The 16,311-nt window shown below is 36.6% G+C and carries 10 protein-coding genes; 4 read left to right on the top strand and 6 right to left on the bottom strand.

Annotated elements, in window-relative coordinates; translation table 11 throughout:
* Positions 1-20 precede the first annotated feature (20 nt).
* The 3 genes from VB248_RS15475 to VB248_RS15465 are packed head-to-tail and all read left to right on the top strand — an operon-like array spanning position 21 to position 5,281.
* On the top strand, positions 21-2,474 hold the full coding sequence (locus VB248_RS15475) for a TonB-dependent receptor (RefSeq protein WP_323297706.1): 2,454 nt from the start codon (positions 21-23) through the stop codon (positions 2,472-2,474).
* Positions 2,475-2,478: 4 nt separating this feature from the next.
* Positions 2,479-3,927, top strand: coding sequence for an ABC transporter permease (locus VB248_RS15470; protein ID WP_323297705.1), 1,449 nt, complete (start codon positions 2,479-2,481; stop codon positions 3,925-3,927).
* 1 nt (position 3,928) lies between these two features.
* On the top strand, positions 3,929-5,281 hold the full coding sequence (locus VB248_RS15465; RefSeq protein ID WP_323297704.1) for a DUF3526 domain-containing protein: 1,353 nt from the start codon (positions 3,929-3,931) through the stop codon (positions 5,279-5,281).
* Positions 5,282-5,341: 60 nt separating this feature from the next.
* Here VB248_RS15465 and VB248_RS15460 read toward each other — a convergent pair whose 3' ends face one another.
* The 4 genes from VB248_RS15460 to VB248_RS15445 form a co-directional block, all read right to left on the bottom strand.
* Positions 5,342-7,300 (bottom strand): ATP-binding protein, encoded by a 1,959-nt coding sequence (locus VB248_RS15460; RefSeq protein WP_323297703.1) that lies wholly within the window; start codon positions 7,298-7,300, stop codon positions 5,342-5,344.
* Complete coding sequence (locus tag VB248_RS15455) at positions 7,293-8,480, bottom strand: hypothetical protein (RefSeq protein ID WP_323297702.1); 1,188 nt, start codon at positions 8,478-8,480, stop codon at positions 7,293-7,295. The genes VB248_RS15460 and VB248_RS15455 overlap by 8 nt, the downstream gene beginning before the upstream one ends.
* 108 nt (positions 8,481-8,588) lie before the next feature.
* Positions 8,589-9,113 carry a DinB family protein gene (locus tag VB248_RS15450; RefSeq protein WP_323297701.1) on the bottom strand — a complete coding sequence of 175 codons (525 nt, stop codon included), beginning with the start codon at positions 9,111-9,113 and terminating at the stop codon, positions 8,589-8,591.
* A gap of 115 nt (positions 9,114-9,228) precedes the next feature.
* Positions 9,229-9,885, bottom strand: coding sequence for a pyridoxamine 5'-phosphate oxidase family protein (locus tag VB248_RS15445; RefSeq protein ID WP_323297700.1), 657 nt, complete (start codon positions 9,883-9,885; stop codon positions 9,229-9,231).
* Positions 9,886-9,978: 93 nt separating this feature from the next.
* On the opposite strand from VB248_RS15445, the gene pdxR reads away from it, so the two are divergent.
* Positions 9,979-11,433 carry a MocR-like pyridoxine biosynthesis transcription factor PdxR gene (gene pdxR, locus VB248_RS15440; protein WP_323297699.1) on the top strand — a complete coding sequence of 485 codons (1,455 nt, stop codon included), beginning with the start codon at positions 9,979-9,981 and terminating at the stop codon, positions 11,431-11,433.
* A gap of 106 nt (positions 11,434-11,539) precedes the next feature.
* Here pdxR and VB248_RS15435 read toward each other — a convergent pair whose 3' ends face one another.
* Positions 11,540-14,413 carry a glycosyl hydrolase gene (locus VB248_RS15435; protein WP_323297698.1) on the bottom strand — a complete coding sequence of 958 codons (2,874 nt, stop codon included), beginning with the start codon at positions 14,411-14,413 and terminating at the stop codon, positions 11,540-11,542.
* A gap of 441 nt (positions 14,414-14,854) precedes the next feature.
* The gene (locus VB248_RS15430; protein ID WP_323297697.1) at positions 14,855-16,309 is read right to left on the bottom strand and encodes a RagB/SusD family nutrient uptake outer membrane protein; all 1,455 of its coding nucleotides are present in this window, start codon (positions 16,307-16,309) and stop codon (positions 14,855-14,857) included.
* Between the last annotated feature and the right edge of the window lie 2 nt (positions 16,310-16,311).

Raw genomic sequence — 16,311 nt, 5'->3', positions numbered from 1 at the left:
AACTAACACACAAAAATATTATGAAGTACTTTTTTACCATTTTATCTGTATTAACCTCTATTTACCTTCAAGCACAAAACATCAAAGGCAAAGTAAGCGATGCTTCTACCGGCGAAAAAATCATTGGGGCAAGTATTCAATTTTTGAATACAAAACAACAAGGTACTGTCAGCGATGCGGAGGGAAATTTTGAGATTTCGGGCAAAGGAATTCTCAAAATTTCTTCGGTCGGCTACAAAACCTATCAAATAAAAACCAGCGGAGCTTTTTTGAACATTGCTCTAACGCCAGAAAATAAAGAACTACAAACCGTAGAAGTATTGGGAAGAGTAGCCAAAGATTATAACAGCGAGTACTCTTTTTCGGCTACCAGAATTTCTGCACTGAATAAAGACATTCCACAATCTATTTCAACAGTTACCAAAGAACTTATTGCCGACCGACAAGCCTTTTACTTGGCAGATGCCGTAAAAATTGCCAGTGGTGTTATTCCTTCAAGTTATTATAATCAATATTCGATTAGAGGAATTAGTCAGAATGAAGAAGGGCAAATTATCAACGGAATGCGTACTCGCCAATATTATTTCTTACAACCACTGACGACCAATATTGAAAGAGTAGAAGTAATTAAAGGCCCAGCAAGTGCCACTTTTTCATCGGTTGACCCAGGGGGAAGTATTAATTTAGTGACGAAAAAACCTTTGGCGATTGATAGAAAAGAAGTAAGTATGAGCGTCGGGAGTTTTAGTACTTTCAGAGGAACGTTGGATTTTACCGGCCCTTTAAACGATGCTAAAACTTTGTTGTACCGTGTGAATGCAGCGTATCAGGAAGCCCGTTCTTTCCGAGATTTGGTTGGGAATAAATCGGTATTGGTTTCGCCTTCATTCAGTTATATTCCTAATAACAAAACTGCCATTAATGCCGAATTGATTTTTAGTAACATGACGGGAAATCTGGACAGAGGTCAGCCAATTTTTGGAGCAACGGCTGGAAAAACAGACTTAAACAGTACACCAACAAGCTTGAATTTGGGTGCTTCCAATGATTTTTTCAAATCTAAAGAAGTAATCATTATGGGAAATATTGCTCATAAGTTTAACCAAAATATTGGTTTCAATACTTCTTACATGAAACAATCTTGGACAGAAAACTTACAAGAACATCGCACCACCAACGCTTTTGCGGTAGATATTACAAACCAGCCTGTAACAAGTTTGGCAGCAATGCAATTTATTCAGCGTCAGCAATATTGGAATATTGACAACCTAAATAGTTACTTCAATTTTGATTTTAAAACAGGAAAAGCCAGTCATAAATTATTGATAGGTTACGATTTGAACAGTTGGCAAAAACTGAAAGGTGGCGGACAAAATGCAGCTCGTGGTTATTTGTTGAAAGATGGTTCTGTGGCAAGTTCGTTTGTATTAGCCAATGCTGCCAATTATCAGACAATTACAGTTGGTGGAAAAGTATTGCCCAAACCTAACGTCAATCACTTCGACTTGGCAAATCCAACTTATACCATTCGTAACGTAGAAGATTATACTTTAAATGTTCGCACGGCTTTGCCTTCAGCACTTACCACTACCAATGCTATTTATATTCAAGAGCAATTACAGTGGAATAAATTCACGTTGTTGTTGAGTTTAAGAAATGAATGGTTCAAAGACATCACCAACTACAAAGCCAATAATCCATTAACGGTAGAAAAAACGGCATTGTTACCAAGAGTCGGTTTAACGTACAGTATCAATACATCTATCAATGTTTATGGCACTTATTTGGAAGGTTTTCAACCACAATCGAATACCGTAACGCTGATGCCACAAACGGGTTCATTGCCTGCGGGGAGTCAATTTGACCCACTTAGAAGTGATTTAAAAGAATTAGGACTTAAAGCTGACTTGTTTCATAATCGAGTAAGATTGAACGTGGCATTCTACGAAATCAATCAGAAAAATATTTTGATGAATGCCAACGACCCAACAAATCCCGACCTTTTGGTTACTCGTGGTGCTGAAAGAAGCCGTGGAATTGAGTGGGATATTGCAGGCTATATTTTGCCCAATTGGCAAATCAATGCCTCGTACAGTTATATTGATGCCGTGATTGTTGAAGACAACGACAAATCGTTGATTGGTGCAAGAAAGCAAAATACGCCCAGAAATAGCTTCAATATCTGGACTCGCTATAATTTTCAAACTACTTCTGTCATCAAAGACCTTGGTGTAGGTTTGGGTGTTCAGCACCAAGGCAGTAGAATTCCTTGGTTTAGTCGTGCCTTTGAAGTACCCGCTTTTACGGCTTTTGATGCGGCACTTTATTATACGCCAAACAACAGCAACGTACAAGTAGCCTTGAATGCAGGGAATGTTTTTGATACTACTTATTGGCTGGGAGCTCAGAACTATTTGCGTTTGTTCCCTGCTGCACCAAGAAATATGACTCTTACATTGACGTACAAATTTTAATAATATGTTTTCACATACAGAAATTCTTATCGCCAAGCATTTTAGAAATACTGCCTTTAGAAATAAAGCAGTATTTCTGTTGACGATTTTTATCGGTTTACTGTTGATTTATGCGGCTTTTTCGGGTTGGATAAATTTTCAGAAACAAAATGAAATACGAGTAAAATACCAAGAACAAGCTCGAAAAGATTGGCTGAGTAATCCCGACAAGCATCCACACCGAATGGCACATTTTGGTCATTTTGCATTTCGTCCAAAAGCTCCATTAAGTGTATTTGATTTTGGCATGGAAAGCTTTTTGGGCAATACGATTTTTCTGGAAGCTCATAAACAAAATACCGTCAACTTCTCGGAAGCTGGTTTTTCAACTGGAATGTTGCGTTTTGGTGAAATCAGTATTGCAATGGTGCTACAAGTACTTTTACCATTGCTGATTTTCTTCTTGGGTTTTAGCAGTATTGCCAACGAACGAGAAAATGGAACGCTTAAAATACTATTGAGCCAAGGAGTAAGCTGGAAAGAGTTAATTGTCGGTAAAAGTCTTGGAATTATTAGCGTAGTAATGACACTCTTTATTCCAATTATCGTGGCAACGATTCTCCTTTGGGCTTTACTTCAAAATATGAATATTTCAATAGACGAAAGTATTCGTTTACTCTTGATTATACTCGTTTATTTTGTCTATTTAGTTATTTTTTGTGTTATCGCAGTGCTGATTTCTGCCATCAGTAAAAGTTCAAAAACGGCTCTTACTTCATTGATTGGGCTTTGGTTGATGCTTACGATTGTACTTCCAAGAGGTTCGCAGGCGTTGGGGGCTTACCTTTATTCTACGCCTTCAAAAGCACAATTTAATGCCGATATTGAAAATGACATACTCAAAGAAGGCGATAGCCACAACCCCAACGACCCACATTATAAAAGCTTGAAGGATTCACTTCTGAGGGTTTATAAAGTAGATTCAGTACAAAAATTGCCCTTTAATTATAGCGGTTTTGTGATGGCAGAAGGCGAAAAAATCAGTGCTAATATTTATAATCATCATTTAGACGAGCTACTAAAAATCTATGATAAACAGAATAGTTTTTCTAAAGGTATGGCATTTTTAAATCCGTTTATGGCGATTAAAAACTTGTCGATGGCGTTGGCAAGTACTGATTTTGCTTCTTACATCAATTTTCAGGAGCAAGCAGAGCAATATCGCTACGAAATGGCTCAGAAAATGAATGAGTTACAAATAAAATTCATCAGTAATAAAAAGCCAGCAGTAGGTGAAAAACCTCATGCTATCGACAAAAAACATTGGGAAGAAATGCACGAATTTGTCTATAAAGAAGCAGAAGTAAGTACGGTTTTTAGCCATGAAATCATTTCCATTTTTGCCTTTATTTTTTGGATAGGGCTATTATTATTTTTTATCAGAATACTGTCTAAAACCTTAAAAGCAATTTAATATGATAGTCTTAGCATTCAAGAATTTTATACGGTCGAATAGTGTAAAAATAGGACTCAGTTTTTTACTTATCGCAGGAATCGTCAGTCTTTTTGTAGGCAAACAATTTATTGAAAAACAAGAACAGAATATTACAGAAACAGCCGCTTACCAAAAAGAGTATATTGCCCGAAATGTCCATCATCATCAAGATGAAATAGGGCTATTATTGTATTATTTGAAGTTTGCTTTCGTCAACGAAACATTACCTATTAATGGTTTGTCGATTGGTCAGCGAGATGTTAACTCTTCCATTCAAAGCCTAACCATCAGAGGCTTAGAAGCCCAAAAGTACGATGCTGATTTGAATAATCCGACCAATCTTTTGCTCGGAAATATCGACTTTAGCTTTGTACTTATCTTTTTGTTTCCATTGATAATCATCGCATTTACCTATAATATTATTTCAGAAGAAAAAGAATCTGGCACTTGGCGAATTGTGGCAATTCAGAGCAAAAATCTGTTTTTATATGTATTACGACTCTTTTTTATCAGGTTTTTCGGTGTCATTTTAGTATTATTTTTCATTCTACTGTTATCTGTTTTTTTCTTAAAAATACCTTTAGAAAGTATCTTTTTCTCTTTCATCGGGATTTCCCTTTTGTATATTTTATGCTGGTTTGGGATATGCTTTTGGGTAGCTTCTTTGCAAAAAAGTTCTAATGCCAATGCGGTTATTTTATTGTCAATCTGGATTGTACTGATCATTATTTTGCCAGCCAGCCTCAACAATTATTTGGTAAATAAATATCCAGTTCCCGAAGCCTTGTCCACCACACTCAAACAACGCAAAGGTTATCATGAAAAATGGGATACCGATAAAGCCGAAACCATGAGCAGATTTTATACACATTATCCGCAGTTCAAGCAATTTCCTTTGCCCGACAAAGAATTTAGTTGGCTATGGTACTATGCCATGCAACAAATTGGTGATGACGAAGCGGCTACTCAAGCGACTGCTTTCAAAGAAAAACTAAATCAACGCAATAGAGTCAGCAATAGCATTGCCCAGTTTATTCCTACGATTCATACGCAAATTCAGCTCAATGAAATAGCACAATCGGGGCTAAGTAATCATCTACAATTTTTGGAAGAAACAGGGAAGTTTCATGAAAAAATGCGATTATATTTTTATCCAAAAATATTTGGTGAAGTACCCGTAAACAGTGAAAATTGGGAGAAGTTTAAAGTAGAAACTTTCAAGAATCCACACGAAAGCGGAGGCTTGCAATCATACTTATCCTTAGTGATTTTTATCCTGCTTTTTGGGGCATTGGGTTGGGTGAATTTTAAGAAGAGTATTTATCAGGTGTAGTATTAAAGTCAAATATGTCCCAATTTGGGACATATTTGGCTTTGTAGATTATGTTTATTTTTAATTCAAATGTTCCTCAAACCATTTTACTCTTGCCTTTAACTCCTCAATTGTTTCTCTGTACTCTTCCCCTGCTTTAAGATACTCATTTGGATATTCATCTTTTAAATATTCCATTGTTAAAAAGTAAATGGGTTTTAAGTGGTCTTTTAATTCTGGTATTTCTTCAAAAAAAGAAAGGACGGAATGATATTGTTTTTTTGAACACAGAATTAATAAATAATTTTGGAAGGATGTCTTATTAATATCACTATACTTTTTACTTTGATTTAAGTATAAAAATACATTTTTAGAGATTTTTATAGACTCATCTAAATTATCTAATTCTAAGTAGAGAAATGACCATATCGAGTATATAAATGGAAACACTTCTAAATCGTAAGTATTCTCTTGTACAATTTTTTTAATAGCTTCTATTTCGATACTACAAAATGAACCATATTTAGATTTCTTTAATATAGGTTCTGCAACACTATAAGCTTTACTCAAGATCGGTTTAAATTGAGAAATTGCTTTTTGCAATCTAATTGAACTATTTAATATAAGAGCTTCTTTGAGCAATGAAATTAGCTTTTCTTCAAACTGATTTTTCTCAAGATGCTTGATAGCATTTCTTAGTAATTTATCTTTTTCATCAATCAAGTCGGTATCTTTTTCATTAACCATCGAATAAGCCAAAGCCCTATCAAAAACAGTATTTAATTCATAAGTTCCTTTTTCCAGGTTGTTATCAAATCTGTCAAAAAGCTCTTTTAAGTCTTTTATATCGCACCAGCCTTCCAAAAACTTTACTAACCAAATTACTCTTTGTTTATCTTGGCGAGTAGAGTAACGCATCAAATACCAAATATTAAAAAAGCGTTCTTGCAATCGGTATAAATTTGTACGTCCTGTGGTTCTTGGCTCTATTTCAATAATTTGATTATCAACCAATTGCTTTAATTGAGCAGATATTTGATTGGTCTTTAAGCCCTGTCTGCCTGCACGAGCAATCTCTGCAATTTCACTTACGGTTACAGCATCCCAAGCTTTTGCCACGGCATCAACAATGAGTTGTTGTTGCGGTTTTAAATCGTCCATGCGATGTTTATAGAGTGGGGTTACTCTATCTAAAATCGCTTCTAAATCTTTAAAACTATCCTGCTTTTCGTTGTCCATAAAAACATCAAAAAGCATCACCATCGTGCGAATAACTCCACCTGACAGTTTTCGCATTACATCTATGCGTGGGCGTTCGGTTTTCAGTATTTCAGCAAATATGGCTGTTTTCCCTTCGTTTTCAGCCAATCTTTCAAAAAGCAAAATCGTTTCATCAGCATTAAGCCCCCTTAGTCTGATTTGATAAAAGAAATCAAAGAAAGGCTTATTATAATTTGAAGTATGTTCGAGCAAAGTAGCAGAAGCTCCTACCAAACGGATTTCTGATGAGTTCATCAAAATATTCCGTAACCGATGGGTTGAAATCTTGCCTATTTTCTCCAAAAACTGTCCAAAATTATCATGGAAAACTATGATTTTTTGCTGATTTTCTTTTAACCATGCCGCAAGAATCTCATAAGCTTTTTGCTCATAATCCTGTTCATACTCATGTACTCGCATAGCGTCCAACAATTTTTCGTAAGCAGGATGGTCTTCGGCAAGAAGCGTAGCGATATGTTCAAAGAATGAAGCCAAATCAGGCATTGCATACTGTTCCTCATTAAAAATTATTGGCAAAAGCCATTTATTGAGGCTTGCATCATCTTCAATAGCATACTTTAACCTCAAAAGCATGGTAGTTTTCCCCATTCCTCTTTGTCCCAAAAGCATATAATGCTGAGGAGGTTTTTGCATGCTATCGGATTGAATATCAGAAAATATTTCCTCGAAAATAGCTGTCCTAACCACAAATTCTGCTTTCAGTACTCTGGGGTCTTTTTGCGGAGGATTAAATAAGTAAGTATGTTTTCTATCAGACATTTTTCGACCACCATTGTTTAAGAATTGGAGAATAAAACCGCCATTTTTGGACTTCAACTTCTACAAGATAGCCATCATACTCAAGAATGTTCAAAATGTTTTTGAATGAATTTTCAAGGTTATGTTTGACTGCTAAGTCATATAATTCTGCTTCTTCGGCAGACTGGGCTTTGGTTAGTTGCTTTAGAATTTCATGTACCAATGTAAGTTCATTACGGTTGAACACTTTACTCAAGCGTCCTCTATAATGGTCTAAATAAATATCCCCATTCAAAATAAGCTCTTTAAAGGCTTGGTCAATAAATGCTTCATTTACTTCTTTGGCTTCTAAGCGATATAAATCTCGAATTTCTTTAATAGACAATTGAATATGAAAAGGAATAAGCCATTCAATTTTTTGGAGAAGTAAATATTCTAAAACCTCTCTTTTGGCTTGAATTCGGTAAGTAGAAAGAAGTTTCTGTGCCAATTCGATGGCTTCAGTTAAAGAAAGCGGGCGGAGTTTATAGGATAAGATATCATTAATGTCAGCAGTTGCATCCAGTTTTTTAACAACTGAAAGTAAACCTATTGAGCCAGTGTAGATAAACTTAATTTTTTGATTATACTTATCATTTTGTCTTATAGCACGGTTTTGTTTTAAGAAGTTCTTTGCAGCTTGTTCCCCTTGTTCATCTTTGATATGTTCAATCGTTACAGGAAACTCGTCAACCATCAATAATATTTTACGACTATCTAAATCTACTTTTTCTAAGAAATCTTTAAATTGTTCAAAATAGTCAATACTTTCATTAGTTTTTTCGTTGAAATCTACCGAAATGAATCCGCTAATATCAATATTATCAATACTACTTAGAAATCCCTTGATTTTTTTTCCTGCTTTTTCAAGACTTTTTTGATAACGACTTTTATTTTCTACATCAAAGATAGCTTTGAGTAATACTTTAAAGAAAGTTTGGCTGTCTGAAACATCTTCTGTATCGACATAAACACAGTAATACTCTTCAGTTGTACTGGGGTTATCCTTGATGTAGTGAATAATAGATGTATTTCCAACTCTTCTTGGGGCTGAGAGTAATATACTATTGCCTTCATCAAGAGCCTCATAGATTTCGGCTACAATATCATTTCGTAGAAAGAAATCATCGCCAGTTGCTGTTTTACCTATGCTTAATTTCATATTTGCATTTTTTTTATTGCAAATATATATTGCATTTTTTTTATTGCAAAATAAGCGATGATATATTATTAGGTTGAATTAATTACTTTATCCTCAAATACTCATCGCTTATATTTTTTTCAAATACCGCTCATCAATTATCTGTAAATGATGTGTACAATGCCCTAAAATAGCATAGCCTAATCCACGTGCAGAAATAGTAAAATTGCTGGCAATGCCTTTTTCGTTGAGCATTTCTTCATTGAAACTTTTGAATAAAGTAATGCTCGCTTTGCGTACTGCTACAAATTCTTCTAACAAATCTTGAATATCTCTTTGTCCAGCATTAGAAGTATCGCCGTACAAAACTTCGTCGTAGCCAGCCAAAGCGGTTTTATCTTTTCGGGCAAAACGTAATGCTCGATAGGCAAAAATCCTCTCAGTATCAATGACATGACCGATTACTTCTTTAATCGTCCACTTATCGGGTTGATACTTAAAATTCAATGTTGCTTCATCCAAAGCAAGCATTTTTTGGGTTAATACTTCTTGGTTATCGTCCAAGCCTTTTAGCAATTCTACGGTATTTACTTTGTTGATATAATTGCTAAAATGTCCAAAATTTTCTTCGGGTAATGGAGGTAGGATTTGCATGTTTTTTTAATTGTGATTTAGTCAATTGTGAATTAGTGAGTTGTGAATGAGTGAATTGTGATTTAGCGATTTTCGATTTTTTTAATCACTCATTCACAACTCACTCAATCACAATTCACTCATTCACAACTAATTTACTAACATATTCTGGAACAGGTAAATCAAATTGCATTTTTGGGTCGGTTATCGGGGTTTGTGCTTGCAATTTCAGCGGTAAAACGCCTGCCCACACTGGAAAATCATAATCTTCTTCTTCATCTTTTGGGTCGCCACTTCTGGTTTTGGCGGAGGCTTCTTCCAAAGGAAATGAAATAATCATGGTTTTCTGCATTTCACTTTTAGTTGGCAGACGTACATTGTCCCAACGACCGGGAATAAATTGTTCGGTAATGGCAATCAATGAATCCCAACGCTCTGTTTCGTCCGTCACAACTGTTCCTTTGGCAAACATCACCACCGAACGATAATTGACTGAATGACTAAATGCCGACCTTGCCAAAACCAATCCATCAATCAAAGAAACACTCAAACAAACCGTTCTACCGTCGGCAATGGCTCGCATAAAATGACTGCCCACCGAGCCATGAATATATAATTTATTGCCAATGCGTCCGTAACCCGTAGGAATACACATCGGAGTTTCTCTTTCAATGTATGAAACATGACAAAAAAGTCCTTCATCTAAAATACTGTAAATAGTTTCTTCAGAATAGTCGCCACGCTTTGCTGTGCGACTAATTTTTGTTCTTTCCGTAATTGGGAGTGTTGCCATAATTTTAAAGGGTTTATCTTCAAATCTTTCTACAAATTTCTAACTTTGCTGGATTAGTTTAATGCTCCACAATTTTACTTATAAGTAGTCCAGATGGAAATACCTTTTAAAACTTTAATCGACCTCAAGAAGGAATCTTCTTTGCCGATTTACGTACAAATTGCCAATGAAATCATTAAAAATATTCAGTCTGGAATGTTGAAAACTGGAACAAAACTCCTCAGTTCTCGGCAAATGGCGGAGCTTTTATCGCTTCATCGAAAAACTGTTGTGGCGGCTTATGATGAATTGTATTCACAAGGTTGGATTGAGATTTTTCCGAAAAAAGGCACTTTTATCGCTCAACATCTTCCGAATGTAAAGCCTGTTCAGCTCTCAAAACAAGATTTTGAAGCAAAAAGTAAAGATGATTTTTCGATGAATTTTGCCAAAAATACTTTGGTGAAAATTCCTCCGATTATTACGCAAAGGTTGGCTTTTAATGATGGTTTGCCCGATGTGCGTTTAGCTCCGAGAGACGAACTGGCTCGTTTGTATTCGCAGTATATTAAATTTGGCGAGCCGTCGGTGCTGTATTATACTTCTGTTTTTGGGGCTTTGCGTTTCCGAGAAACCTTTGCGAAAGTTCTGAACGAAACCCGTGGCATGAATACTTCGCCTGAACAAATTATTACAACTCGTGGTAGTCAAATGGCGATTTATTTGGTGGGTTTGGCTCTTTTTGAAAAAGGCGATGAAGTAATTGTTGGAGATTTGAATTACCCTGCTACCAACATGACTTTCGCTACTTTGGGGGCAAAATTGAACACGATTCCGATTGATGAAGAGGGAATTGTGGTAGATGCTATTGAAGATATTTGTCGGAAAAAGCCCGTCAAGGCGATTTATGTTACTTCTCATCATTATCATCCAACTACGGTAACGCTTACGCCCGAACGAAGAATTAAACTCTTGGCTTTGGCAGAAAAGTATCGTTTTTATATTCTTGAAGACGATTACGATTATGATTTTCATTATGCTAATCGACCAGTTTTGCCTTTGGCGAGTGCTGACCGTCACGGTTTGGTGGTGTATATTGGTTCTTTTACGAAGAAAATTGCCCCAACTTTTCGAGTGGGCTACGTGGTAGCGAAGCAGGAAATTATTGAAGAATTAGCCAAGTTAAGACGCATCATCGACCGACAAGGCGATACTATTTTAGAATTGTCTTTGGCTGATATGTTAGAAAATGGCACGCTGAAACGACACGCCGCCAAAGTGTTAAAGATTTATAGAGAACGACGAGACTTTACTTGTGATTTATTAAAAAACGAATTGGGCGATGTGATTGATTTTAAAGTACCAGACGGTGGCATGGCGATTTGGGCAAAATTTGATAAAAGTATTTCATTGATAGAACTCGCTCCCAAATTAGCCAAAAACGGTTTGTACCTCTCAGACGGTGCGGCATATCCAAGCGAAAATGCGTGCAGAATAGGCTTCGCTTCCATGAATTTTAAGGAGACGGAGGATGCGGTGAAGATTTTTAAAAATGGGATTTTTAAATAAATATAATGTAAACAATTAAAAATGAAATAATTAAACTCGTGTAGCGGCAACCGCAAGGGTTGCCGCTACTGCAATACATAGATTTTTGGGGATTCTATTTTATATTTTACTCCCCCTTCAACAACCTTACAGGCCCCAAAAGCCCAGAAGGTTGTAGTTTCCAATCGGGTTTAATGGTGATATTGGTTTTGGTAAAACGTTCGTTTGCAGGTTTTTCACGGTCGCCGATGAGTCGGTTTCGCCAAGTGTTTACTATTTCTATCTCCAATTCATTGCCTTTTTCTTTCAATAAACCTTTTACGGAAACTCTAAAAGGCGGACACCATAAAATGCCTAAATCTTTGCCATTCAATTTTACTTTGGCAATGCCTACATCTTTTACTTCGCCCAAATCTAAAAATTCATTGTTTTGAAGATTTGAAACATCAAACTGCGTTTTGTAAATGGCTGTGCCAGAATAATACTTGATTCCTTCTTCTGGGCGTTCTGTCCAGTCATACAATTTATCAAAAGTTGTCCAGTTTGTTCCGCCCCATTTTGGGTCAAAATATACTTGCCAAGTAGTATTTAAGTTTTGCTTTTCTTGATATTTTACAAAATCTGTATTTTCTGTTTTTGTTGCTTGCGACAGCTTTTTTCTGAAAACAACAAAGACCGAACCGTAAGGATTAAATGCTAATGGAATACTAATTTGCCCATTGGCTAAAGTATAATTTTTCAAAGGTGTAATATTGCCTGTTACGGCATCCCATAATTCTGGTACTCTGTCACCGATTGAAAATTTAGCTGTTACTTGGGCATTTTCTTTATTCTGACTACTGATAAAGTAAAAATCCATTTCACCCGCTTTTCTGTGGATAAAGTCAAAGTTTTGTGCTTTTTCTTTGTTTAGCCATTCACAATCGGGCAAAATATTACTGTTTTTCAATACTTCTCTGGCTGTTTTTCCCCAAATGATTTTGCCTTTTCCATATTGTTTTTCGCCTGTTGTGCTTTCATCATTTCCCCAAATTTGCTTAGTAATGCTCAGTCTTTCTGATTCAGCATTTGGCGATGCCACCAAACTGGCGGTACTCAATGGTTTTGTGCCGATTATTGTTGCTCCTTCTAAGAGTAATTGTTGTACTTTTTTCAGAGTGGCTAAAGATAAAATTTTATGGTTGGGCAATACCAACACTCGATAAGAGTCGCCATGTGGTAAATAGATTTTACCATTTTTTACCGATAATGCCAATAATCTATCTTCATTAATCACGTCATAATCATATTCTGGCAAAGCACCTGCGGGGTCGTCGGCTTTGTAGCGTGCCAAGTTTGGAGCGTGGTCGCCATAATAATACAATACATCTGCTACGGCTCTACCTTCTTGCATCATGTATTGGCAACGACTGAGGTATTGAATAAATGCCGTAGAATAATTCCACCAAGTAACATTCGGATTAAAGTGCGTACCAGCAAAATACTCTTGTCCTGGTAAGCCCATTTCTTTGGGCGAACAAGTAAAAGTATGTAGGTAAACCAAGTTTAGTCCAGCACAAAATTCATGGTCGGCACTGGGTTTCATATCTGCCCAAATTACGTCGTTCCAGTGTGGGCCAATGGTTGTGAAAGATTCTGCCCCGACCAATTTTTTATTAAAAATCTTTGCAGCACTGGCTGCTTGCTTTACAAAAAAGCGGTCAATGTCTTTTGAGCGATGCGGTGAAGGCGACCAAAATTCGCTCATCATAATTTCAGAATGTCCATAGTTTTTCAGTCCGTCAAAAGGCCCAGCGTGTGGCCCAGCCGACTCTGGCTGAATGCCCATACCATACTTTTTTGCTCTTGATGCGAATACTTTATAATGATTATCGGAAATACAATCGCTCAAAGTCTTTCTTAAATCGTTCAAGAAATTATTACTTGCTGTTCGGTCTTCGATGATTTTTCCAGCCAATACGGGCAAGTAGGGGATAGGGTCGTAGCCTCTTCTTTTTTTGAATTCATTTTCAAAGCCATCCGACCAGTTCATGCCACCAGCCTCAAAACTATCGGTTTGCAAATAGCGTAAAGTTTTGCCAGCCATTGGGCCAATCATTTTTAGCAAAGGCTCAACGTTGGTATTCCAATAGCGGTTAAAATGTTTTTCACTGGTATAGTCAATCACCATACCTTGCCATTTGCCACTTGAGGTCGAAACCTCCGCACCCGTTACGGTGTAGCCCATGCGTAAAATAAGCCAATTGCCTTTGGGGGCTTGCCAGTGAAGTTTGCCATTTTTTACCCATTGCGATACATTGATGACTTCTTTTTTCTGTGCATCTTCTTCGCCAGCAGTGGCAGGAATATCCACTAACAAAGGTCTGGTTTCGGGTACAGACCAGCCTACTTCACGAGTAGCGGCTTTATTTTCAAAATCTTTGATAGGTTTACGGTCTTTAATGCCTTTATCTGGAATTGCCAAGACTACAATTTCTCTGTAAAAATCATCTTTGATTTTGGGCAAAGGCAAAGTAATATCAAGCATTTTACCGCCTTGCACTTTTGTTTCAGCTGAAACTACTTGTTTGGCTGCTTCGGCTGGAGTAATATCTGGCCCACCCAAATTCCAACCACTTTGAATACTCAGCGACATCACTAATCCTAAACGATTGGCTTCTTTGATGGCGTGCAAATAAAGTTCTCGCCAAGCTTTCGAGCCAAACATCGGGCCTTCTGGTACATCACCGTTTCCTCTTTGATTATAGCCTCCTGCATCAAAAATACAAGCTCCACTAAAACCTTTGGCTTTCATTTCCTCTAAATCACGAGTAATTGCTTCCTTTGTAACATTGCCATTCAGCCACCACCACCAGCAACGAATCCCATATTGCTGTGTAGGTTTCTGGAAAATATTGTCTTGAATAATCGTTGATTTTTGTTGAGCGATGTTTGGGTAATTGGTTAGCAAACAAGCCAATAATAAAAAGAGTAAAGGAGTTTTTTTGCTGATGTTATTCATGGAAAATGTCTTTTAGAGGAGGGATAATAGTGATTATTATAAAAGATTAGACAACTTTTTGAAAGTTGTCTAATCTAAAATTATACTAACATTGTAAAAATAGCCACTTACATTTTTAAATATGAGTACTGTATTTTATACAATAAGCAATCGCACAGTAAATATGAGCAATCGCACAGTGAATATGAGTAATCGCACGGCAAATATTAGCACTGTATTTTATACAATAAGCAATCGCACAGTAAATATGAGTAATCGCACGGCAAATATTGGTACTGTATTTTATACATTAAGCAATCGCACAGTGAATATGAGTAATCGCACGGCAAATATTAGTGCTGTATTTTATACATTAAGCAATCGCACGGCAAATATGAGTACTGTATTTTATACATTAAGCAACCGCATTATTAATATAAGTACTTGCAGTACAAAAATTACCTATTTCGTTGTCGTGATTTGTGTTTCACGATATGGATACGGGAATTTCAAAGCAATACTTGCATAGGCACTTGGTAAAATGTACGACTTCAAAGACTTTTCTTTGATGGCATGTGCTGTCATTACCGCTACGGCGTCGCCTGTACGCACTAAGTCGAACCAACGGTGATTTTCAAATGCCAATTCTACTCTTCTTTCTTGTTTTATAGCTGCTCGCATCGCTGCTTGTGTCGGAATGTCTGCCTGTGTTTTGGCACTCAATCCTGCTCTTGAACGAATTCTATTTAATAAATCAAAAGCTGTTTGATTGGGAAAACTAATTTCATTCAAAGCTTCGGCTTGCATTAATAAAACATCCGCCAGACGAGTTACAATAAAATTATCGCCTGTATTATAACGCTCTAAATAAGGAGGATTAGCGTATTTTTGAATATATGGCACAACCTTCTGAGTAGTAGGGTCAACAAATGCGGTATTGATAGAAGTAGCAAAACGTTTGTCGCCTGCTTCATAAGTATCAATTAAATCTTGAGTAGGAATATTCCAGCCAGCCGCTGCACCAGAAGCCAATGCAAAACCCGTAACGATTGTTCCCGAATTATAAGGAGCGAAAGAATAAGAAAAATTACTACTTTTTCCGCCTGCACCTTCTACATATTGAATCTCAAAGATAGATTCAGCCGTATTTTTCTTCTTAAAATTATCGGCATAATTCGCATTTAATTGGTAGCTTCCTTCGGTTTCTATGGTTTTTAGTAAATCGTTGGCGGCAGTATAATTTTTCTGAGTAAGATATACCTTTGCTAACAAAGTTTTAGCTGCACCCGAAGTAGCTCTACCCAAATCTACTCCTGTAAACGACGCTGGTAATTTGCTACTTGCTACTTTAAAATCCTCGATAATTGCTTTATACACTTCTGCTTCGGCAATTCTTGGAGCGGTGGCAAAAGCATCTTCGGGCGAATTTACTTCTTTCAAAATTAAAGGAACATCACCGAATACTCTTACTAAATTGAAGTAATAAAATGCTCTTAGAAAACGTGCTTCTCCTTCTAATCTATCACGAGTAGCTTGGTCGAAAGTAGCAGAAGACAGTTTTGTCAATAAAAGATTACAACGACTAATACCTAAGTAACTCGCACTAAAAAATGACTGGAAATTGGCATTTTGGTCATTTTCTCTGAATTCATCCAATTCTTCACGAATCGTTCCTGAACGGTCAGAAGTGTTTTGTTGATACGAAGTATTATCCGAACGCATTTCTGCAAAAAGCCATAAAGTACCTGTATAAATTCCTTGAAGTGGCGAATACGCTGCATTTACGGCTTGTATAAATTGGTCTTTGGTTTGATAAAAATTATCAACCGAACCATTTGTATCTGGCGTTAGCTCAAGAAAGGAATCCTTACAAGCAACTAAAGCAAAAGAAAGTATTAAGATGAATATTTTTTTCATGT

It is taken from the genome of Arcicella rigui (genome assembly GCF_034929435.1).
Lineage (GTDB): Bacteria > Bacteroidota > Bacteroidia > Cytophagales > Spirosomataceae > Arcicella > Arcicella rigui.
This window is presented reverse-complemented; position numbering and strand designations above follow the sequence as displayed.